This is a genomic window from Rhizomonospora bruguierae (assembly GCF_018397995.1).
Classification (GTDB): Bacteria; Actinomycetota; Actinomycetes; order Mycobacteriales; family Micromonosporaceae; genus Rhizomonospora; species Rhizomonospora bruguierae.
Window position 1 is genome coordinate 23,956 of sequence record NZ_BBQH01000017.1, and the last position, 20,593, is coordinate 44,548.

Annotated in this window: 18 protein-coding genes; 14 read left to right on the forward strand and 4 right to left on the reverse strand. The window is 70.4% G+C overall.

Going from position 1 to position 20,593, the window contains the following annotated elements; all coding sequences use genetic code 11:
• Positions 1-16 precede the first annotated feature (16 nt).
• A complete protein-coding gene (gene asnB, locus KJS59_RS08645; RefSeq protein WP_213451850.1) occupies positions 17-1,447 on the forward strand; it encodes an asparagine synthase (glutamine-hydrolyzing) in 1,431 nt (476 codons plus the stop codon).
• On the opposite strand, the gene rox is transcribed toward asnB, so the two are convergent.
• Positions 1,444-2,868 (reverse strand): rifampin monooxygenase, encoded by a 1,425-nt coding sequence (gene rox, locus KJS59_RS08650; RefSeq protein ID WP_213452112.1) that lies wholly within the window; start codon positions 2,866-2,868, stop codon positions 1,444-1,446. The two genes, asnB and rox, sit on opposite strands and share 4 nt — an antisense overlap.
• A 550-nt stretch (positions 2,869-3,418) precedes the next feature.
• On the opposite strand from rox, the gene KJS59_RS08655 reads away from it, so the two are divergent.
• Entirely contained in the window at positions 3,419-3,733 is a 315-nt protein-coding gene (locus tag KJS59_RS08655) for a hypothetical protein (protein WP_213451852.1), read from the forward strand.
• Positions 3,734-3,916: 183 nt separating this feature from the next.
• On the opposite strand, the gene KJS59_RS08660 is transcribed toward KJS59_RS08655, so the two are convergent.
• Both KJS59_RS08660 and KJS59_RS08665 read right to left on the reverse strand, forming a co-directional pair.
• Positions 3,917-4,453, reverse strand: coding sequence for a TlpA family protein disulfide reductase (locus KJS59_RS08660; protein ID WP_213451854.1), 537 nt, complete (start codon positions 4,451-4,453; stop codon positions 3,917-3,919).
• Positions 4,454-4,539: 86 nt separating this feature from the next.
• Positions 4,540-4,761 (reverse strand): hypothetical protein, encoded by a 222-nt coding sequence (locus tag KJS59_RS08665; protein ID WP_213451856.1) that lies wholly within the window; start codon positions 4,759-4,761, stop codon positions 4,540-4,542.
• A gap of 590 nt (positions 4,762-5,351) precedes the next feature.
• Between KJS59_RS08665 and KJS59_RS08670 the strand changes: the two genes are divergently transcribed.
• The 6 genes from KJS59_RS08670 to KJS59_RS31720 all read left to right on the forward strand — a co-directional run bounded on the left by KJS59_RS08670 (position 5,352) and on the right by KJS59_RS31720 (position 11,152).
• Complete coding sequence (locus tag KJS59_RS08670; RefSeq protein WP_213451858.1) at positions 5,352-5,909, forward strand: 2-oxoacid:acceptor oxidoreductase family protein; 558 nt, start codon at positions 5,352-5,354, stop codon at positions 5,907-5,909.
• Positions 5,902-7,137, forward strand: coding sequence for a transketolase C-terminal domain-containing protein (locus tag KJS59_RS08675; RefSeq protein ID WP_213451860.1), 1,236 nt, complete (start codon positions 5,902-5,904; stop codon positions 7,135-7,137). Before KJS59_RS08670 ends, KJS59_RS08675 begins: the two co-directional genes overlap by 8 nt.
• A complete protein-coding gene (locus KJS59_RS08680) occupies positions 7,134-8,156 on the forward strand; it encodes a thiamine pyrophosphate-dependent enzyme (protein WP_213451862.1) in 1,023 nt (340 codons plus the stop codon). The genes KJS59_RS08675 and KJS59_RS08680 overlap by 4 nt, the downstream gene beginning before the upstream one ends.
• Positions 8,153-9,781, forward strand: a complete 1,629-nt coding sequence (locus tag KJS59_RS08685) for an NAD(P)-binding protein (protein ID WP_213451864.1) — start codon at positions 8,153-8,155, stop codon at positions 9,779-9,781. Before KJS59_RS08680 ends, KJS59_RS08685 begins: the two co-directional genes overlap by 4 nt.
• A 940-nt stretch (positions 9,782-10,721) precedes the next feature.
• Positions 10,722-10,889 (forward strand): hypothetical protein, encoded by a 168-nt coding sequence (locus tag KJS59_RS08690; protein ID WP_213451866.1) that lies wholly within the window; start codon positions 10,722-10,724, stop codon positions 10,887-10,889.
• 134 nt (positions 10,890-11,023) lie between these two features.
• Positions 11,024-11,152 carry a hypothetical protein gene (locus KJS59_RS31720; protein ID WP_283775757.1) on the forward strand — a complete coding sequence of 43 codons (129 nt, stop codon included), beginning with the start codon at positions 11,024-11,026 and terminating at the stop codon, positions 11,150-11,152.
• 90 nt (positions 11,153-11,242) lie between these two features.
• Here KJS59_RS31720 and KJS59_RS08695 read toward each other — a convergent pair whose 3' ends face one another.
• Entirely contained in the window at positions 11,243-12,166 is a 924-nt protein-coding gene (locus KJS59_RS08695) for an RNA polymerase sigma-70 factor (RefSeq protein ID WP_213451868.1), read from the reverse strand.
• 527 nt (positions 12,167-12,693) lie between these two features.
• On the opposite strand from KJS59_RS08695, the gene KJS59_RS08700 reads away from it, so the two are divergent.
• Genes KJS59_RS08700 through KJS59_RS08725 form a run of 6 tightly spaced genes read left to right on the forward strand, consistent with a single transcriptional unit; the run spans position 12,694 to position 20,452 of the window.
• A complete protein-coding gene (locus tag KJS59_RS08700; RefSeq protein WP_213451870.1) occupies positions 12,694-12,783 on the forward strand; it encodes a potassium-transporting ATPase subunit F in 90 nt (29 codons plus the stop codon).
• Positions 12,783-14,456 (forward strand): potassium-transporting ATPase subunit KdpA, encoded by a 1,674-nt coding sequence (gene kdpA / locus KJS59_RS08705; RefSeq protein ID WP_213451872.1) that lies wholly within the window; start codon positions 12,783-12,785, stop codon positions 14,454-14,456. The genes KJS59_RS08700 and kdpA overlap by 1 nt, the downstream gene beginning before the upstream one ends.
• A gap of 3 nt (positions 14,457-14,459) precedes the next feature.
• Positions 14,460-16,607, forward strand: a complete 2,148-nt coding sequence (gene kdpB / locus KJS59_RS08710) for a potassium-transporting ATPase subunit KdpB (protein ID WP_213451874.1) — start codon at positions 14,460-14,462, stop codon at positions 16,605-16,607.
• Between the two features lie 16 nt (positions 16,608-16,623).
• Positions 16,624-17,244, forward strand: coding sequence for a potassium-transporting ATPase subunit KdpC (gene kdpC / locus KJS59_RS08715; RefSeq protein ID WP_213451876.1), 621 nt, complete (start codon positions 16,624-16,626; stop codon positions 17,242-17,244).
• On the forward strand, positions 17,241-19,736 hold the full coding sequence (locus KJS59_RS08720; RefSeq protein ID WP_249713989.1) for an ATP-binding protein: 2,496 nt from the start codon (positions 17,241-17,243) through the stop codon (positions 19,734-19,736). The genes kdpC and KJS59_RS08720 overlap by 4 nt, the downstream gene beginning before the upstream one ends.
• 20 nt (positions 19,737-19,756) lie before the next feature.
• Positions 19,757-20,452: a response regulator transcription factor gene (locus tag KJS59_RS08725; RefSeq protein ID WP_213451878.1), complete on the forward strand. Its 696-nt coding sequence runs from the start codon at positions 19,757-19,759 to the stop codon at positions 20,450-20,452.
• The last annotated feature ends 141 nt before the right edge of the window (positions 20,453-20,593 follow it).

The window sequence follows — 20,593 nt, forward strand, 5'->3', positions numbered from 1 at the left end:
ACCAAGGAGGCGCAGCGTGTGTGGAATATGCGGCTGGGTCGACTTCGACCGCGACCCGAACGAGCGCGGCGACCGCGACGAGATCATGGCGGCGATGACCGCCACCCTCGCCGACCGCGGCCCGGACGCGGGCGGGATCTTCACCGACCGGTACGTGGCCCTCGGCCACCGCCGGCTCGCGGTGATCGACGTGCCGGGCGGGGTGCAGCCGATGACGGCGCGGACCCCGGCCGGGCCGGTGGCCCTGGTCTACTCCGGCGAGGTCTACAACTTCGTCGAACTGCGCGACGAACTGGTGTCGCGCGGGCATCACTTCACCACGCGCAGCGACACCGAGGTCGTGCTGCGCGGCTACCAGGAGTGGGGCGACCGGGTCGCCGAACGCCTCAACGGCATGTACGCCTTCGCCGTGTGGGACGCCCCGGCGCAGCGGCTGGTGCTGGTCCGCGACCGGGTCGGGATCAAGCCGCTCTACCTCTGGCGCACCCCCGGCGGCGTGTTGTTCGGCTCGGAGCCCAAGGCGGTGCTCGCCCACCCGGAGGTGCCCCGGGTGGTCGACGTCGACTGCCTGCACGAGCTGATCGGATTCACCAAGACCCCCGGCTGGGCGTTGTGGAAGGACATCCGCGAGGTCCTGCCCGCGACGACGGTCACCATCGACCGGACCGGCATGCGGGAACGGACGTACTGGAGCCTGTCGGCGGCCGAACACCCCGACGACCTCGCCACCACCACCGACCGGATCGGTGCGCTGCTCGACGACATCGTCCGCCGGCAGGTGGTATCCGATGTGGAGCTGTGCTGCCTGCTCTCGGGCGGGTTGGACTCGAGTGCCGTGACCGCGCTGGCCGCGGCGCAGGCCCGCCGCACCGGCTCGCGGCTGCGAACGTTCACCGTGGACTTCATCGGCCTGGAGAACTCGTTCCGGCCCGACGAGATGCGGCAGACGCCGGACGCCCCGTTCGTGCGGGACGTGGTGGCCAGGGTCGGCTCACGCCACCGCGATGTGGTCCTCGACCCGGCGGAGCTGGTGGACCCCGACCTGCGTCGCGCCGTCGTCGCCTGCCGGGACATGCCGATCGGGCTGGGGGACATCGATTCGTCGATGTACCTGCTGTTCCGCCGGATCCGGCAGGCGTGCTCCACCGCGTCGTGCCCACAGTCCGGTCCATGGATGTGGGGATGCGGAACGTGGGCCGCGTGCCTGGCTGCCGTTGTCATCGCTTGCCCCCGCCCGTTCACCGTGGTTTCGTTGCGCGCCCGTCGGCCCAGGTCGGGCCAGCCTGGAGCCATGCTAATCCCACCCAAAGGGGCTATCTGGGCTTTTTTGGGCTACACCATCCGATCCGGTGATCTCCCATGCCGCGGTGTGCCCGCGCGTCCCGGAGCATGCCGTCCCGACCAGTCGGACACCAGGGCGCGGCGGCCGCTGGGGGCCGGAAATTAGTTGGCGGGCTTGCCGAACCAGCGGGAGAGGTGATCGTCCAGGTCCTGCTGGTCGTCGCCGATCCAGGCGACGTGGCCGTCGGGGCGTAGCAGGACGCACGGAACGTCCAGTACCGCGGTGGGATCCCCGAGGTAGTCGACCCGATCCGACCAGCCGCCGACGGTCAGGCGTTCGGTGCGGTCCAGCAGCAGGCCGCGGCCGCGATGCAGCAGACCGTAGAGGTGGCCCTGTCTCACGTCGATGTCGCGCAGCCGGCGGCCGAGCAGGTCGGGGCCCGCGCCGAAGTCGTAGCGGATGCCGATCGCGGTGATCTTCTCGATCAGATAGCGGTTCACCTCGTCGAAGTCCATCAGTTCGGTGAGCAGCCTGCGCACGGCCTGCGGGCCCGGTTCGGTGGACAGCAGTTCCCGTTGGGCACGGGTGTTGTCCAGCACGTCCCGGGCGACCGGATGGCGTTCGGCCTGGTAGGTGTCCAGCAGCGTTTCCGGCGCCCAGCCGCGGATCTGTGCGGCCAGTTTCCAGCCGAGGTTGAATGCGTCCTGAACGCCCAGGTTGAGGCCCTGTCCGCCGATGGGTGGATGGATGTGTGCCGCATCGCCGGCCAGCAGCACCCGCCCGACCCGATAACGTTCGGCTAGCCGGGTGGCATCCCCGAAGCGGGACAACCAGCGCGGGGAGTGAACGCCGAAATCGGTTCCGGCGATGGTGCGCAATTGTTGTTTGAAATCCTCGAGGGTGGGCGGTTCCGCACGATCGCTGGCTCCCGGGGCGGGGACTACGACGCGATAGACCCCTTCGCCGACGGGCCCGAGGCTGAGCCGCTTATCGGCCTCGCGGATGTCGGTCACCTTGGCGGCAACTTCCTCCTGCGGTACCCCCACTGCCATCTCGCCCATCAGGGTCTCGGTCCGCGAGGGCTCGCCGGGGAAGCCGACGCCGAGCAGTTTGCGCACCGTACTGCGCCCGCCGTCGCAGCCGACGAGATAGCGCGAACGCAGCCGTTCCCCGTCGGCCAGCTCGATGGTCACACCGTCATCGTCCTGCTCGAAATCGGCCACCGCGCGGCCGCGCCGGACCTGCGCGCCCAGTTCGATCGCATGCTCTTCGAGCAGGTGAACGATGACTGGCTGCGGGATGCCCAGCAGATAGGCGTGCGCGGAATCCAGGCCCTCGGGCGCGGGTTTGTTGATGGCGGCGAAGAAGCCGCCGGCCGGACGCTGTCTTCCCCGTTCGAGAATCCGCTCCAGCAGCCCGCGCATTGCCATCAGCTCGATACTGCGAATATGCAGACCGACGATGCGCACGAACGACACGGGCTCGGTTTCTTTCTCCAGAACGAGTACCCGTACATCGTGTAGCCGCAGTTCGGCGGCCAGCATCGCACCGGTCGGCCCGCACCCGGCAATGATCACGTCGAACATGAGGGGCGCGCGATCGGTGCCGGAGGCCGGCGAGGGGGGCCCGGGGACGTCGCCCACGGTGGAGTCGCGCTCGGCCGTATCGGTCGACGACGGTTCGGCGGTGAACTGCGGAGAATGCATGGGTGGTGCCTTTCGGGAGTGCCCAGGTGGCGAGGCGCTCCCGGCGACACCTACGTCAACCGCCCGACCGTGACGGGAAGGGGAGCACCCACATCGATACAGCCTTCATGGGTCTCACCTCCTCGCGCGGTGTCACGGTCAGCTGCAAGTTACAAGCCCGGGCATCATCCCGTCCAGTCCTCTCCCAGCCATGTGAGGCGCTTGACCCGCACGTGGCGTCGGGCTGCATAGTCGGTCGGGTGGACGAGCACTGGACCGTAGGACGCGTGGCCGAGCTGGGCGGCGTGAGTGTCCGCACGCCGGCTACGGCACCCTCGACTCCCCGGCGTACTACCTGTGGCATGACAGCAAGTGGTGCGAGATCTTCCAGTACTGGGCCTACAAGGAGGCCGGCCTGACCGTCGACGCGGCTCGCTGGTACGACAAGATGGTGGACAACGGGGTCGACGGGTATCCGGCGCCGACGACGGACTGGTTCTTTCAGTGGTTCTACCCGATCACCACTAACTACAACGGCGCCACCACACTGAGCAACTACTTCCTGCTGCTGTCGCAGCACTACCACCGGTTCAACGGCTGGTACCCCACGACCATGACCATGGGTGAGTTCGTGCACTTCTGGAGCGGCGCGACCGGTGCCAACCAGCTGTCTCGGGCGCAAACCGCCTTCGGGTGGAACTCGACGTGGCAGGCGGAATTCGACCAGGCGAAGATCGATTTCCCTGGCGTTACCTATACACCGTAGCCGTCGGGGATGCCGTCCCCGGGTGTCCGGGGGCGGCATCCCGCTTGGATCCATGGCAGACCGCCGAGCAGGAGCGGGAGTGCGTCTCTGCTGAACTGTCTAGCTGTGCTACCACGTACCGCCGGCCCGGGACGGGATCGCCATGACCCATGCCCTTCGCGATGAGGGGAACGGCGCCGTCGGTCACGCCGGGACGGGTCGGGGAAGCTTCGCCACGGAGATGTCGCCTGCCCGTACGGTTCCGTCAGCCACCAGGTAGAACGTCGGGTAGATGCCGGCGGGGAACACCTTCCCGATCGGCCCGTCGAACGGTTCACGGATCACCGTGGCGACCGACCGCAACTCGTCGACCAGGCGTTGGCTCTCGGCGTTGTCCGGACCAGCGATCACGACCACGGCGGCGGCCGGGGACCGTGTCTCGGCCTCCACAAACCGCCTCAGGTCCGGCAGTTGGGCCGCGCACGCCTCGCAGGTGGTGGAGAGCAGGGCCAGCAGTTGCGGCGGGCTCTCCGCGCTGGTGATCAGCCGGCCGTCGACCGATTCACCGGTGAACGCCGGGAGCGGTGCCCCCACCGGCAGCAACTGTTCGAGGCCGGGACCCGACAGCAGCCTGTTCACCTGCTTGGTCTGCTCGCCGAGCCGGCGGATCACCGCCAGGACGAGCAGCAGATTGAGCAGACCCAGCAGCCCGACGAGTACGACCGCGGTGGTGAGGAGCACGGCGACTCTCTTTTCGTTCAGAAGGACGAGAGGTTGTGCGGGCCGAGGCGGCGCCGCCTCGGCCCGGCGAAATCAGGAGCGAGACGTCACCAGCAGCAGTCGTAGCACACGATCGCGCAGGTCTTGTCGAAATCGCACTTGCGGTACTGGGCGCTGCGGTCAGCGCTCCAGCGGTAGCAGTAGTAGTTGCAGCTGCCGACGCGGTCCCGGTAGTAGGCAGTCGTGCAGAAGTCTGCGGCACTCGCGGTGGCCTTGGGTAGCATCACGCCGAGCAACCGGTCGCCGAGCGCGTTCAGCTTCTTGATCATTCCTGTCCTCCTTATGGGAGACCCGAAGGTGTTTGGGTCTGGCTCTGCCCCCGCTCCCCGGGTCGCGGAACGTTGATCAAGCCTGGCAATCGCGCCCACTGTTTCGCTACTGTTTCGCTCCCATCTCGCTACCGTTCCTTCGGCGTGACATTCGCCCGACGGCCGCCCTGCCGTCCACGGCCGCGACCATCGCGGTGCGCCCTGCGGCGGTGAGCCGGTCCAGCACGGGGGCCGGGACGCAGGTCCCGCCGGCAGAGGACCAAACGCCCTGGGCGCGGATCGGCCGAGCGGAGAGTCTGGACTCAGACGCCCACCGGCGAAGTTGCGGAACCCCGGGCGGCAGGGAAATGGGACGGCGGTCCACGAGATCGCGAGACCCACCATCGCCAGGATGGGAACCCCGCCCGGTGGAGCGCCCGCCGGTGGGCGTCTTCATGCCGCTGCCCAGCAGGGCGACCTGTGCCCCGAGGGCGATCCCCTCGGGACCGGACTTTGGTCCCACCCCACGAGGACCTTTCGGCCCGTGAAGTGGCGGCCCCCGACCGCGACGCTGGAGGCAGTCCAGCGGCTCCGATCGAGGAGGCGGTCACGTGTTCGCAGTGCGGATCCATGGACGCGGTGGGCAGGGCGTGGTCACGGCCGCCGAACTGCTGTCCGTCGCCGCCTTCACCGAGGGCCGGCACGCGCAGGCGTTTCCGAGTTTCGGCTCGGAGCGGACCGGGGCGCCGGTGGTGGCCTTCTGCCGCATCGACACCCGCCCGATCCGCACCCGGGAGCCGATCGCCATCGCCGACTGCGTGATCGTGCAGGATCCCACGTTGCTGCGGCACGTCGACGTCCTGGCGGGACTGCGCCCGGCCGGTTCCGTGCTGGTCAACTGGGCCGGCCCGGTGGATCAACTCGAGCTGCCCCCGGGCGCGGTCGCCGTCGCGGCCACGCAGCTCGCCCTGCGCCACGTCGGCCGGCCGGTGCCCAACGCCGCGCTGCTGGGCGGGTTCGCCGCCCTGACCGGCCAGGTCCGGCTGGAGTCGGTGCTCGACGCGATCCGTGGGCGGTTCCCTGCCTCGCTGGCCGCCGCCAACGTCGCGGCGGCGCAGGAGGCGTACGACCTCGTTCGCGCCGAGTGTGAGGAGCGGCAGGATGCGTAGCCAGATCGAGGGGTCCCGCGCGGTCGCCGAGGCGGTGGCGCTGTGCCGGCCGCAGGTGATTCCCGCGTACCCGATCTCGCCGCAGACCCACATCGTCGAGGCGCTCAGCGAGCGGGTCGCCAGCGGTGCGCTGCACCCCTGCGTGTTCATCAACGCCGAGAGCGAGTTCGGTGCGATGTCGCTGGCGATCGGGGCGTGCGCGACCGGCGGGCGCTCCTACACCGCCACGGCGAGCCAGGGGCTGCTGTTCATGGCCGAAGCGTTGTACAACGCCGCCGGCCTCGGACTGCCGATCGTGATGACGGTCGCCAACCGGGCGATCGGCGCCCCCATCAACATCTGGAACGACCACAGCGACGCGATGAGCCAGCGCGATTCGGGTTGGGTGCAGCTGTACGCCGAGAGCAACCAGGAAGCGGTTGATCTGCACGTGCTGGCGTTCCGGCTGGCCGAGGAGCTGTCCCTGCCGGTGATGGTGTGCATGGACGGGTTCGTGCTCACCCACGCCGTCGAGCCCGTCGACCTGCCCGACCAGGCCGGCGTGGACGCGTTCCTGCCGCCGTTCCGGCCGCGGCAGGTCCTCGACCCGGTCGCACCGGTGTCGATCGGCGCGATGGTCGGCCCGGAGGCGTTCACCGAGGTGCGTTACCTGGCCCACGTGCGGCAGTTGGAGGTGCTCGATCGGCTGCCTGACCTGGCGGGGGAGTTGGCCGCCCTGACCGGCCGCCGGATCAGCGCCGTCACCCCGTACCGGTGCGACGACGCGGACACCGTCGTGGTGGCGCTCGGGTCCGTCCTGGGCACGCTCAAGGACACCGTCGACGAGTTGCGCGACGAGGGCCTGCCGGTCGGTGTCGTCGGCGTCACCGCGTTCCGGCCGTTCCCGGTGCGGGCCGTCGCCGCCGCGCTGGCCGGTGCCCGCCGGGTGGTGGTGCTGGAGCGGGCGCTGGCGGCCGGCGTCGGCGGGATCGTCACCGCCGACGTGCGCGCCGCCCGGCCCGGCGTGGCCTGCCGCACGGTGGTCGCCGGGCTCGGCGGTCGCCCGGTCACCCGCGCGTCCCTGCGCGCCATGCTGCTCGACGCGGTGGCCGACCGGCTGGAACCCCTGACCTTCCTAGACCTGAATCGGGAGGTGGTCGACCGGGAGTTGGCACGGGCGGCGGCCACCCGCCGGTCCGGACCGGCGGCCGAGAACATCCTCCACGACCTGGCAGGGGGCGGGCGATGAACGGGCAGCGCACCTTCTTCTACCAGGTCGGCACGTTCGCCGTCGGCAACCGGCTACTGGACCCCGCGATGCGCGCCGGGCAGGCCGACCCGGACCGGGCCAACGCGCTGACCTCGGGGCACCGGGCGTGCCAGGGCTGCGGTGAGGCGCTCGGCGCCCGGTACGTGCTCGACGCCGCGATGCGGGCCACCGGCGGCAAGCTCGTGGTGGTCAACGCGACCGGCTGCCTGGAGGTGTTCTCCACCCCGTACCCGGAGACCTCGTGGCGGGTACCGTGGCTGCACTCGCTGTTCGGCAACGCTCCCGCGGTCGCCGCCGGCGCGGCGGCCACCCTGCGCGCGCAGGGCCGCGACGACGTGCGGGTCATCGGGCAGGGCGGCGACGGCGGCACCGTCGACATCGGGTTCGGCTGCCTGTCGGGGATGTTCGAACGCAACGACGACGTGCTGTTCGTCTGCTACGACAACGAGGCGTACATGAACACCGGCGTGCAGCGCTCCGGGGCCACCCCGCCGGCCGCGCGCACCGCGACCACCCCGGTCGTCGGCGACCGGTCCGGCAACCGGTTCGGGCAGGGCAAGGACCTACCCGTGATCGCGATGGCGCACCGCATCCCGTACGTGGCGACCGCGACCGTGGCGGACCTGCGTGACCTGGAGGCCAAGGTGGCGCACGCCATGAGCCTGCACGGCGCCCGCTACCTGCACGTGCTGGTGCCGTGCCCGCTGGGCTGGGGCACCGCGTCCGGCGACACCGTCCGGGTGGCCCGGCTGGCCGTCGAGAGCGGGCTGTTCCCGGTCTTCGAAGCCGAGCACGGCGAGGTCACCGCGGTGCGGCCGATCCGCCGCCGGGTGCCCGTGGCGGACTACCTGCGGCTGCAAACCCGCTACCGGCACCTGTTCACACCGACGCGGTGCGACGACGTGCTCGACGCGATCGGTGCGGTGGCCGAGGACAACATCCGGCGGTACGGACTGATCGAGCATCGGGACGTCGAGCATCGGGAGGTGTCGCCATGACCGACAAGCCCTTCGCGATCACGCTCGACATCGGGTCGAGCCTGGCCAACCACACCGGCAGCTGGCGCGTGGAGCGCCCGGTGTACGTGAACCGCCGGCCGCCGTGCGCGGACGCCTGCCCGGCGGGGGAGGACCCGCTGCGGTGGCTGTACCAGGCCGAGGAGCGCGGCTACGAGGCGGCCTGGCGAGAGATCATGGCCGTCAACCCGTTCCCGGCGGTCATCGGCCGGGTCTGCTACCACCCCTGCGAGAGCGCCTGCAACCGCGGCCAGCTCGACGAGGCGGTCGGCATCAACGCGGTGGAACGGTTCCTCGGCGACGAGGCGATCCGGCAGGGGTGGACGGTCACCAGCAGCGCGTTACCGACCGGGCGCCACGTGCTCGTCATCGGCGCCGGACCGGCGGGCCTGTCCGCCGCCTACCACCTGCGGCTACTTGGCCACGACGTGACAGTGCGCGACGGCGGCGACCAGCCGGGCGGGATGATGCGCTACGGCATCCCCGCCTACCGGCTGCCCCGCGACGTCCTCGACACCGAGATCGCCCGCATCGTCAGCCTCGGCGTGCGCCTGGAACGCCAGCACACCGTGAGCGACCTGCGTGCCGAGGCGGCCGGCTTCGACGCGGTGTTCGTCGCGGTCGGCGCGCAGCTGGGCCGGCGCATCGACATCCCGGCCGGCGACGGCGCCCGGGTGCTGGACGCCGTCACGATGCTGCACGACGTGGCCGACGGGCAGCCGCCGCTGCTCGGCCGCCGGGTGGTGGTCTACGGCGGCGGCAACACCGCCATGGACGCCGCCCGCTCGGCCCGCCGGATCGGGGCCACCGACGCGCTCGTGGTCTACCGGCGCACCCGCGACCGGATGCCCGCCCACGAGGTGGACCTGACCCAGGCCCTCGACGAAGGCATCACCGTGCACTGGCTGTCCACGCTCACCCGCATCGACGGCGACCGGGTCCGGGTGGAGCGGATGCGCCTGGACGACACCGGCTTCCCGCAGCCCACCGGCGAGTACGAAGACCTGTCCGCCGACGCGGTCGTGCTCGCGGTCGGGCAGGAGGCCGACCTGTCCCTGCTGGCCGCGCTCGACGGCGTCGAACTGGACGGCGGCAACGTGCGCGTCGGGCCGGACCTGATGACGGGCCAGCCGGGCATCTTCGCCGGCGGGGACATCGTCGGGGCCGAGCAGACCGTCACCAACGCGATCGGCCAGGGCCGCCGCGCCGCGCAGGCCATCGACGCGTACCTGGCCGGCAGCCCGGCTCCGGCGACGCCGCCGGCCGCACCGGCCACCTTCGAGCGGCTTAACACCTGGTACTACTGCGACGCGCCGGCCACCGTCGCGCCGCGGCTGGCCGCCGCCCGGCGGGTGTCGACCTTCGACGAGGTGGTCGGCGGGCTGGACGAGTCGACCGCGCTGTTCGAGGCCCGCCGGTGCCTGTCGTGCGGCAACTGCTTCGAGTGCGACAACTGCTACGGCGTCTGCCCGGACAACGCGATCCGCAAGCTCGGGCCGGGCCTCGGCTTCGAGATCGACTACGACTACTGCAAGGGCTGCGGACTGTGCGCGGCGGAGTGCCCGGCCGGTGCCATCGACCTGGTACCGGAGCAGGCCCGGCAGTGAGGACACCGGCGGCAGCACACCGCTGAGGGCGGGCGTTCGCTCGCTGTCGGTACGGTGACCAGCGACGAGTGCGGAGGTGAGCCACTGAGTTCGCGTCTACGCCAGCACCGCCTACGTCTGCCGCCGGCCCCCCATCGGCGTTCCCATTCGTCCAGCATTCCCGACCCGCTGAACGCGCTTCACAGCCAGCACCTCAAAGCCCCCGCAAAGTCGCCGTCGCGAACGAGCCCGGCGAATGAAGCCGTCATTGGTATGTCACACCAAATGGTCACCGACAGTAGACGCTCGGATGATCTGGCGAGCGGATAGACCGGCTAACTTGTCGCTGACGGAGGTAAGCCGGGGGAGATGGTTCGATGGGCCGTTATCGGCGTCGTGGGCACTGGTGCCGTGGACGCAACGGGACGCGACACTGGGTTTCGGCGCACTACGTAAACCACGGCGGCTCTTCTAGATCGAAGCGCACAACTTCGTTCTCTGCTTTGTTCTCAAGCGTTTCTCCTCGAACGCCGCCGCAGCCACCGACCATCTGGCATACTCTGCAGCGCCGGGTAACCCCCAATGTGCGATGTCCGGTATGTGGCGCGCTCACATATTTCTATGCGAACGAGCACGGCAGTAGGGTCTATTTCGACGAGTTGGGGCCTCCATGGCCCAAGCATCCATGCCTGGTTGCGTCAGATGTCGCCGGAGGTCGCCGTTCCTATTCTGCCGCTCAGCCATCCGCTCCGCCCGCGGTGCGCACAAGCAGCTTGAGTTACCGCGGTAGCTCGATGCACCGCGCCCAGGCGGCTGGCGCCTCGGACGGCAGGCCTCGTCCGTGGCCGTGGCCAGAGCCGTGGACAGTACTCGGACGATGGGCGGTCGACGGGCGAATAGTTCTCCACATGCATCCGCTGCTCAAAGAGAATCTGTCTCGGCCTGGCACACTCCGTATTCGGTGAACCTCAATCCCGGTGACCTCGTTTTCATCCAGGGCGGCTGGATCTCATTTTTCGATCTGGGTCGGTTCGAGGTGGTGACGTCACCGGTTGCATTCATCGCGATGGTGTCTCGACCGGAGTCTCCGCTGCGACGGTTCTTCCGCCTCATGACGGGCGGACGGTGAAGACGACGGCCAGCGCCGCGAGATGATCGTTCGACCCGGGGCCGGGCCGGTCGAAGGGGCGCGCCGGTCGAACTCTCCCTCGTGCGGTTCCACATACACTGGCTTGACCGTCCGCTCGGCACCTGGGGAGAGACATGAAGTCCGTTGACGTTCTCCTGTGGACGGTCGCGGCCATGTGCGCGATCGCGGCCCTGGTCGTCGCATTCCGGGACAACGCGGGCGCCGCGACCGGGTCGGCGCCGCCGCGCTGGTCTTCGCCGTGATCGCGTTCGCGCGGCGGGCACGGGCGGGCGGCGACTGACCGGGGCCAGGCAACGGCGTCGACCGGTGCCCGGCCACCCTGACGAGGGGGTTCAGGCGTTGGGGCGGCGTACCTGTTTCACCTCGCGGGCGACTGCCCACGCGTCCGCCACCGGACCCAGGTGCCCGAGCTTGTCGGGGTTGACCACCAAGCGGATCGTCTGGATCCGCCCGCCGAGCACGTCGATCGTCAACGTGCCGCCCACCTTGCCGTCCCGATCGCGGAAGATCGCGCCCGGCTGGCCGTTCACGTCGCGCGGCTCCAATCTCGCGTCGATGCGGGGGAACAGGGGGAAGATCGCGGCGAGGACGCGGGCCACGTTGTCGGCGCCGATCAGGCTCCTGGCGAACGCGGGTGCCTTGCCTCCGCCGTCGCCGGTCATCTGGGCGTCGGCCGCGAGCAGCTCCCGCAGCCCGTCGACGTCGCCGTCCCGGAGCGCGTCGAAGAACCGCGCCGCCAGTTCCGCGCGCTCCCGGCGGTCCGCCTCGAATCGGGGGCGCCCGAGGTCCATGTGGCGGCGCGCCCGGACGGCGAGCTGCCGGCAGGCCGTCTCCGACCGTCCGACGGCCGAGGCGACCTCCGGGTAGCCGAACCCGAACACCTCCCGCAGCACGAAGACCGCCCGTTCGAGCGGGGTCAGCCGCTCGAGCAGCAGCAGGGCCGCCATCGACACCGAGTCCGCCAGCTCCGCGGACCGCTCCGGGTCCTGGTAGGGGTCGGCGAGCAGCGGCTCGGGGAACCACGGGCCGACGTACGCCTCCCGCCGCACGCGCGCCGAGCGCAGCACGTCGATCGATATCCGCGTGACCACGGCCGAGAGGAACGCTTTGGTCGACGTGGGCGAGGTGGCCGAGGATTCGTAGCGCAACCAGGTCTCCTGGACCGCGTCCTCCGCCTCGACCACGCTGCCGAGGATCCGGTAGGCGATCGCGAACAGCAGCGGCCGCAGCCGCTCGAACTCCTCGCTGCGGCTCATGCCAGCCCTTCCCGGAAACCCTGCCGCCAGGACGGGTCCAGCGCCTTCTGTTCCATCGCCAACACGGTAGCGTTCGCCGCGTCGTCGACACGCACCCACGAGGGGTGGCCGGTGCCGCCGCGGGTCCTCCCCGGCCTTGACCCACCCGCCGTCGCGGAGCCCGTTCCTGCTGGTACGGCCCTTGGCGACCAGGTGGGGGAGCAGATGGCTACGAAGACTCGCACGATGCCGTCCCTCTCATCCGTACCGCTCTCTTGCCATCGAGACGAGGCGGCCCGGCCGCCTGTGACCTGAGTGGCGGCCGTGTAGTTGGCGCGAGGATTCCGGCGATTGCCGTATGCGTTCCGTTAGGGCCGCTGGCGCCGCGGCCCGCGGGGTGTTCGATCAAGGCTGCGGACCCCGCGGGGCGCGGTCGCAGGAACGGAGTCTCTCGTGCTCGATGTCGCCTACCTCGATGTCGCCTACGTGCTCGGGGCGGTCGCTCTGCTGGCGGTGGTTGGTTTCCTGGGAAGGGCGCTAGAGCGGCTGTGATCGTCTTCGGGCTGGCCGCCGCGATGCTGGGCGTCGCGGCGGTTGTCTATCTCGTGTTCGCCCTGGTCCATCCCGAGCGATTCTGATGGGTTGGCTGCTGGCGGCCGCCGCGTTGGTGACGGTGGCGGCCCTGCTCGGTGTGGTGTACCGCCCGTTGGGGGAGTACATGGCGTGGGTCTACACGTCACCGAGGGACTGGGCGGTCGAGCGGGTCCTGTACCGGCTCGTCGGCGTGGACCCGCGGGGCGGGCAGAGTTGGCGGGCGTACCTGCGTGCGGTGCTTGCCTTCTCCGCCGTCGGGCTGGTCGCGCTCTACCTGCTGCAGCGGTTGCAGCACCGGCTGCCGTACTCGCTCGGCCTCGCCGCGCCGTCCCCGGATCTGTCGTTCAACACCGCCGCGTCGTTCGTGGCCAACACGAACTGGCAGTCGTACGCGCCGGAGCGGACGGTCGGCTACCCGGTGCAGATGGCCGGACTGGGCGTGCAGAACTTCTTGTCCGCGGCCGTCGGAATGGCGGTGGCGATCGCGCTGGTTCGGGGCTTCGCACACCGCCGCAGCGGCACCATCGGGAACTTCTGGACGGATCTGGTGCGCGGCACGGTACGCATTCTGCTGCCGGCGGCCGCGCTCTGCTCGGTCGTCCTGCTGGCCGGCGGCGTGGTGCAGAACTTCGCCGGCTTTACCCACGTCACCGACCTGGCCGGTGGCGGCCAGAGCATCCCGGGCGGACCGGTCGCCTCGCAGGAAGCGATCAAGATGCTGGGCACCAACGGGGGCGGTTTCTTCAACGCGAACTCCGCGCACCCGTTCGAGAACCCGAGTCCGTGGACCAACCTGTTCGAGATATTCCTGCTCCTGGTGATCCCGTTCGCGTTGCCGCGGACGTTCGGCAGCATCGTGCGCGACCACCGGCTGGGTTACGCGATCCTCGCGGCGATGGCGGTTCTGTTCGTGCTGTCCTTCACGCTGATGACGGCGTTCGAGTTCGCCGGTGGTGGCACGGCGCCCACGCTCGCCGGTGGTGCGATGGAGGGGAAGGAGCAACGGTTCGGCGTGGTCGGCTCGACCCTGTTCGCCACGGCGACCACGGGAACGTCCGGCGGCGCGGCCAATTCCACGCACGGCTCGTACACCGCCCTGGGCGGGCTGGTGGCGATGCTGAACATGCTGCTCGGTGAGGTGTCGCCGGGTGGTGTCGGCGCCGGCCTGTACACCATCCTCGTCATGGCGATCATCGCCGTGTTCCTGACCGGCCTGCTCCTGGGCCGTGCCCCGACGGTGCTCGGCAAGCGGGTCGGCGTCCGCGAGATCAAGCTCGCCAGCCTGTTCATCCTGGTGATGCCCACCCTGGCGCTGGTCGGGATGGCGGTGAGCCTCGCGGTTCCGGCCGTACACGAACAGATCGTCAACGACTCGATGGGGAATCCGGGCGCGCACGGTGTTTCGGAGGTGATGTACGCCTTCATTTCGGCCGCGATCAACAACGGCTCCAGCTTCGCCGGGCTGAACGCGGACACCCCGTGGCTGAACACCACGCTGGGCGTCACGATCCTGCTCGGCAGATTCGTTCCGATCGCGTTGGTGTTGGCACTGGCCGGTTCGCTGGCCGCGCAGGACCGGATCCCCGCCACGTCGCTCGCCCTTCCGGTCCACCGCCCCCAGTTCGTCGGGCTGCTGGTCGGCATCATCATCTTCGTCTCGCTGCCGACCTTCTTCCCCATTCTCACGCTCGGCCCGCTCGCGGAAGGACTGCGATAAGCCGTGACGATAAGCGTCCGGCGGCTCCGGCGCGGCGCTGGGCACGGCCGGCTCCCTGAGCTCTGGCGCCCGGTGCTCGTGCTGCTCGCGGCCGCGTTGCGCAAGCTCGACCCGCGGGTTCAGTTGACCAACCCGGTGCTTCTGCTGGTGTGGTGCGGCGCGGCGTTGACCACGGCCGTGGCGATCGCGGAGCCCTTCGTCGGCGGTCCGACCATGTCCGGCGGGGGGCGACTGCCGTCGAGTTTCAGTTGGGCGGTCGCCTCCTGGCTGTGGCTGACCGTGTTGTTCGCCAACGTCGCCGAATCGGCCGCGGAAGCCCGCGGACGGACCCAGACCGCGACGCTGCGGCGGATGCCGGACGGCACGATGACCCGCCGGGTCGAGAACTACGACCCGAAAACCGACGCGGCCGCGACGCACGCCGCCCCGACCGACGTGAGCTCGGCCGAGCTGAGACCGGGCGATGTCGTCATCGTGGCGGCGGGCGAGGTCGTGCCGGGGGACGGGGAGATCGTCTGGGGCATCGCCTCGGTGGACGAGTCGGCCATCACCGGGGAGTCGGCGCCGGTGATCCGGGCCGCGGGCGGGGACCGCTCCGCGCTCACGGGTGGCACCAGGGTCGTCTCGGATCGCATCGTGGTGCGGATCACCGCACCGCGCGGCCGCACCCTCGTCGACCACATGATCGACCTCGCGGAAGGCGCTCGGCGCCAGAAGACACCGAACGAACTGGCCCTGAGCACCCTGCTCGCCTCGCTGTCCCTCTCGTTCGTGATCATGGCCCTGACGCTCAACGCGATCGCCTCACCGGTGACCCACGCCGTCCCGATCACGGTCCTGGTCGCGCTGCTGACCTGCCTGCTGCCCACCACCATCGCCGCCCTGTTGTCGGTGACCGGGATAGCCGCCATGTACGGGCTGCTGCGCCGGAACGTGTTGCTCACCTCGGCCCGGGCGCTCGAACCCGCCGGGGAGGTCACCACGGTGCTGCTGGACAAGACCGGCACGATCACGCGCGGCAACCGGCGCGCCACCCGATTCATCAGCCTGGCCGGTGCGACGGACGACGAGTTCAGGCACGCCGCCGTCCTGGCGTCGCTGGGCGACCCGACGCCGGAGGGCGTATCCACCATCGAACTCGCCCGGCGCGAGGGGATCGACGCGCCGGCCGTCCCGGCCGACCCGGGGCAGGCCGTGCCGTTCAGCGCGAAGACCCGGATGTCCGGTCGGAACATGCCCGACGGTACCCGGCTGCGCAAGGGCGCCCAGTCCGCCGTCCTCGCCTGGCTCAAGGAGACCGGCACCCAGCAGACCCGCCGGGTCGTGACCCAGCTGACGGAGCAGACCTCCGCGATCGCGCGGTCCGGCGGAACGCCCCTGGTGGTCGCGGTCAAGCCCGCCGCCGGGCCGGGCCGGATCCTGGGCGTGATCCACCTGAAGGACGTGGTCAAGGACGGGGTGCCCGCCCGCCTGGCCCGCCTGCGGGCGCTGGGCATCCGCACCGTGATGGTCACCGGGGACAATCCGCTCACCGCGGCGGCGATCGCGCAGGAAGCCGGCGTCGATGACTACCTCGGCGACGCGACGCCCGAGGACAAGCTCGCGCTCATCCGGCGCGAGCAGGCCGCGGGGCATTTCGTGGCGATGAGCGGCGACGGCATCAACGACGCGCCCGCGCTCGCGCAGGCGGACGTCGGGGTGGCGATGAACACGGCTACCATGGCCGCGAAGGAGGCGGCCACGATGGTCGTCCTCGACGACGATCCGACCAGGCTCATCGAGATCGTTCAGATCGGCCGGAAACAGATGGCGACCCGCGGCGCGTTGACGACCTTCTCCATCGCCAACGATCTCGTCAAGTACATCGCGATCGTCCCGGCGCTCTTCGTGGGGGTGTTTCCCGGGCTGGCGGCGCTGAACCTCATGCGCCTGCACTCGCCCGCCTCGGCCGTGCTGTCGACCGTCATCTTCAACGCCGTGGTGATCGGCGTGCTGATCCCGCTGGCCATGCTCGGCGTGCCCTACCGGATGGCGAACCTTTCCGCGGCGTTGAGCCGCAACCTGCTGATATATGGTTTCGGCGGCATCGCCGTACCCTTGGTGGGAATTAAAATTATCGATGTACTCGTCGGGCTGCTGCCCGGGTACTGAGAGGAAGCCACCGCCCATGAACATCGTCAGCCGCGCTTCGGGCCGCGCGGTGTGGGTGGCGATCCGCGCCATGGCCGTCCTCACCGTGCTGCTGGGCGTCGGGTACCCACTCGCGATCACCGGCATCGGGCAGCTCGCCTTCCCGTCGCAGGCGAACGGATCCGGCCGGTACGGCCCGGACGGCAGGCTGGTCGGTTCGGCGCTGCTTGGTCAGGCATTCGCCGACGCGGAGGGCAATCCGCTGCCGGAGTACTTCCAGCCGCGCCCCTCGGCCGCCGGCGGCGGCTACGACGCGGCCGCCTCGTCCGGGTCGAACCACGGTCCCGAGAACGAGGAACTCATCGCCGCCATCCAGCGGCGCCGGGCGCAGGTCGCCGCGTTCAACGGCGTCCCCGGCGACGCGGTCCCCGCCGACGCGGTCACCGCCTCCGGCTCCGGCCTGGACCCGCACATCAGCCCCGCCTACGCGCGGCTGCAGGTCGACCGGGTCGCCGCCGCCCGCCACCTGCGCGCCGAGGACGTCCGTGCCCTCGTCGAGTCGCGCATCCAGCCGCGGGACCTCGGATACCTCGGCGAACCCCGGGTCAACGTCGTCGAGCTGAACCTCGCCCTGGACGACCTGGACCGGCGGTCGTGACCGGGCGCGGCCGGCTACGGGTCCTGCTCGGCGCGGCCCCCGGCGTCGGCAAGACCTACGCCATGCTCGAGGAGGGCAAGCGGCTGCTCGACGAGGGCAAGGACGTGGTGGTCGCGGTGGTGGCGACCCGCGGTCGAAGCGCCACCGCGGCCGCGGCCCAGGTGATCCCGGCCCTGCCCGGCCGGACGGTGTGCCACCCGGACGCCACCTTCACCGAGATGGACATCGACGCGGTTCTGGCCCGCAAGCCCGCCGTCGCCCTGGTGGACGAGCTGGCCCACACCAACGGGCCCGGTTCGCGCAACGAGCGGCGCTGGGCGGACATCCAGGAGTTGCTGAACGCGGGAATCGACGTCATCTCCACCCTCAACATCCAGCACATCGAATCGCTGAACGACATCGTCGAGCAGATCACCGGGGTGCCCCATCGCGAGACCATCCCGGACGAGGTCCTGCGGGACGCCGACCAGATCGAGGTCATCGACCTGGATCCGAAGGCGCTGCGCGATCGGCTCGCCGGCGGGCTGATCTACCCGGCCGAACAGGTCACCGCCGCGATGTCGAACTACTTCCGGCTCGACAACCTCACCGCGCTGCGGGAGCTGGCCCTGCTGTGGCTGGCCGACGAGGTCGACCAGACGCTACAGAACTACCGCGCCGAACACGGCATCGACAGCGCCTGGGAGGCGCGGGAACGGGTGGTGGTGACCCTCGCCGGTGGCCCGGAAGGCGAGACGCTGGTGCGCCGCGGGGCCCGCATCGCGGCCCGGTCGGGCGGTGGCGAACTGCTCGCCGTGCACGTGACCAGCCCGGGCGGGCGGCGCGCCGCGAGCCCGGCCGCGCTGAGCCAGCAACGCGCACTCGTCGAGAAGCTCGGCGGTACCTACCATCAGGTCGTCGGCGTCGACGTGCCGACCACCCTCGTGGAGTTCGCCAAGTCCGTCAACGCCACCCAACTGGTCATCGGGGTGAGCCGCCGCAGCCGGATCGCCGCGGCCCTGACCGGACCGGGCATCGGGGCCACCATCATCCGCGAGGCGGGCAACGTCGACGTGCACATCGTCAACCATGCCGCGGCCGGTGGCGGCCGGTTCACGTTGCCGCGCATCGGCGGCGCGCTGACGATCCAACGCCGCGCCGGCGGCTTCGGCGTCGCCCTGCTGGGCGGCCCGCTGCTCACCTGGCTGCTGACCGCGCTGCAAACCGACGAGTCGATCACCAGCGAGGTGCTCAGCTACCAGTTGCTCGTGGTGGTCGTCGCGCTCGTCGGCGGCATCTGGCCGGCGCTGTTCGCCGCGGTCATGTCCGGGATCAGCCTGGACTACTTCTTCATCACGCCCTTCCACACCGTTACCGTCTCCGCACCGCTGCACCTGCTGGCCCTGGTTCTCTACGTCGTCATCGGCGTCCTCGTCAGCTACGTCGTCGACCGCGCCGCACGGCAGGCCCGGGTGGCGCACCGCGCGGCGGCCGAGTCGGAGCTGCTGGCCACGGTGGCCGGCAGCGTGTTGCGGGGGCAGGGCGCGGTCCAGGCGCTCGTCGACCGGACCAGGGAGGCCTTCGGGCTGGCCGGGGTCCGCCTCATCGACGACGGCGCCGTGCTCGCCGCGTCCGGGCAACCGCTGCCCGACGGCCGGTTCACCCAGGCGCCCGTCGGGAACCGGGCCGTGCTGGAACTGCACGGCGCCGACCTCGAAGTGTCCGAACGGCGGCTACTCACCGTGGTGGTGGCCCAGCTCGACGCCGCCCTCGAACACTCCGACCTGGCCGAGACCGCCAGCGAGGTCGGTCCGCTGGCCGCGTCGGACCGGGTGCGCAGCGCGCTGCTGTCGGCGGTCAGTCACGACCTGCGCCGGCCACTTGCCGCGGCCACGGCGGCGGTCAGCGGGCTCCGCGCGACCCGCCGTTCGCTGAGCGACGCGGACACCGCGGAGCTGCTGGAGACCGCGGACGAGAGCCTGAAGACGCTCGCCGCGCTGGTCACCGATCTGCTCGACGCGAGCCGGCTCCAGGCCGGGGTCCTCGCGATCTCTCCCGGCCCGGTGGAGCCGGCGGACGTCATCCTGCCCGCGCTGGAGGAACTCGGCCTCGGACCGGACAGCGTGCAACTGGAACTGGATCCCGATGGCCCGCCGGTGACGGCGGACGCCGTCCTGCTGCAACGGGTGGTGGTGAACCTGCTCTCGAACGCGTCGCGGCACTCCCCGCGGGGTTCGCGGGTGCGGGTGACCACGAGTGCGTTCGCGGGTCGGGTGGAAATCCGAATCATCGATAACGGCCCGGGAATCCCGCCCGAGCGGCGCGACGATGTGTTTCTCCCCTTCCAGCGCCGCGGCGACACGGACAACACCACCGGTCTCGGTCTCGGCCTGGCGCTGTCCCGCGGATTCGTCGAAGGCATGGGCGGCGTGCTCACCCCCGAGGAAACGCCGGGCGGAGGGATAACCATGGTCGTCTCGCTGCCCGCCATCGGCGCAGCTACCATGCGGTAAGGACAGGAACGGTGCGCCAGATGAAAATCCTGATCGCCGATGACGACCCGCAGATCCTTCGTGCCCTGCGCATCACGCTCGGCGCGGAGGGGTACGAGATCGTCACGGCCGCGGACGGCGAGCAGGCGATCAGCGGCGCGATCCGGCACCGCCCCGACATCTTCATGATCGACCTCGGTATGCCCAAGCTGAACGGGATCGAGGTGATCACCGGAGTCCGCGGGTGGTCCACCGCCCCGATCCTCGTCATCTCGGGCCGAAGCGGCGCGGCCGACAAGGTCGAAGCCCTCGACGCCGGCGCCGACGACTACGTCACCAAGCCGTTCTCCATCGATGAGTTGCTGGCCCGTATCCGGGCCATGACGCGGCGCCTCGCCCGCAACGACGCCGATCCGGTCGTGTCGTTCGGCAACGTAACCGTGGACCTGTCGGCCCGTAGCGTCACCAAACGCATCGACGCGCAGCCGCAGCCCGTGCGGCTCACCCCGACCGAATGGCAGGTTCTCGAACTGCTTATCCGCAACCCCGGCAAGCTGGTCACCCGGCAGACCCTCCTGACCGAGATCTGGGGCTCCGAGCACATCAGCGACACCGGGTACCTGCGGCTGTACATCGCGCAGTTGCGCAAGAAGCTGGAACCGAATCCGGGCGTCCCGAAGTACATCATGACGGAGGCGGGAATGGGATACCGGCTGCACCTTCCCGCAAAGGGATGAGCAGCCGCCGGGCGGGGCAGTTCGCGCCGGTCTGATCCCTCGGGTTGATGCGCCAACCCGCAAGATTGTATGATCATCCTACGATCACCCGGCCGGCCTTCGGTCCGACGAAAGCGCATGACGCCGCGCCGGCGCCACCCG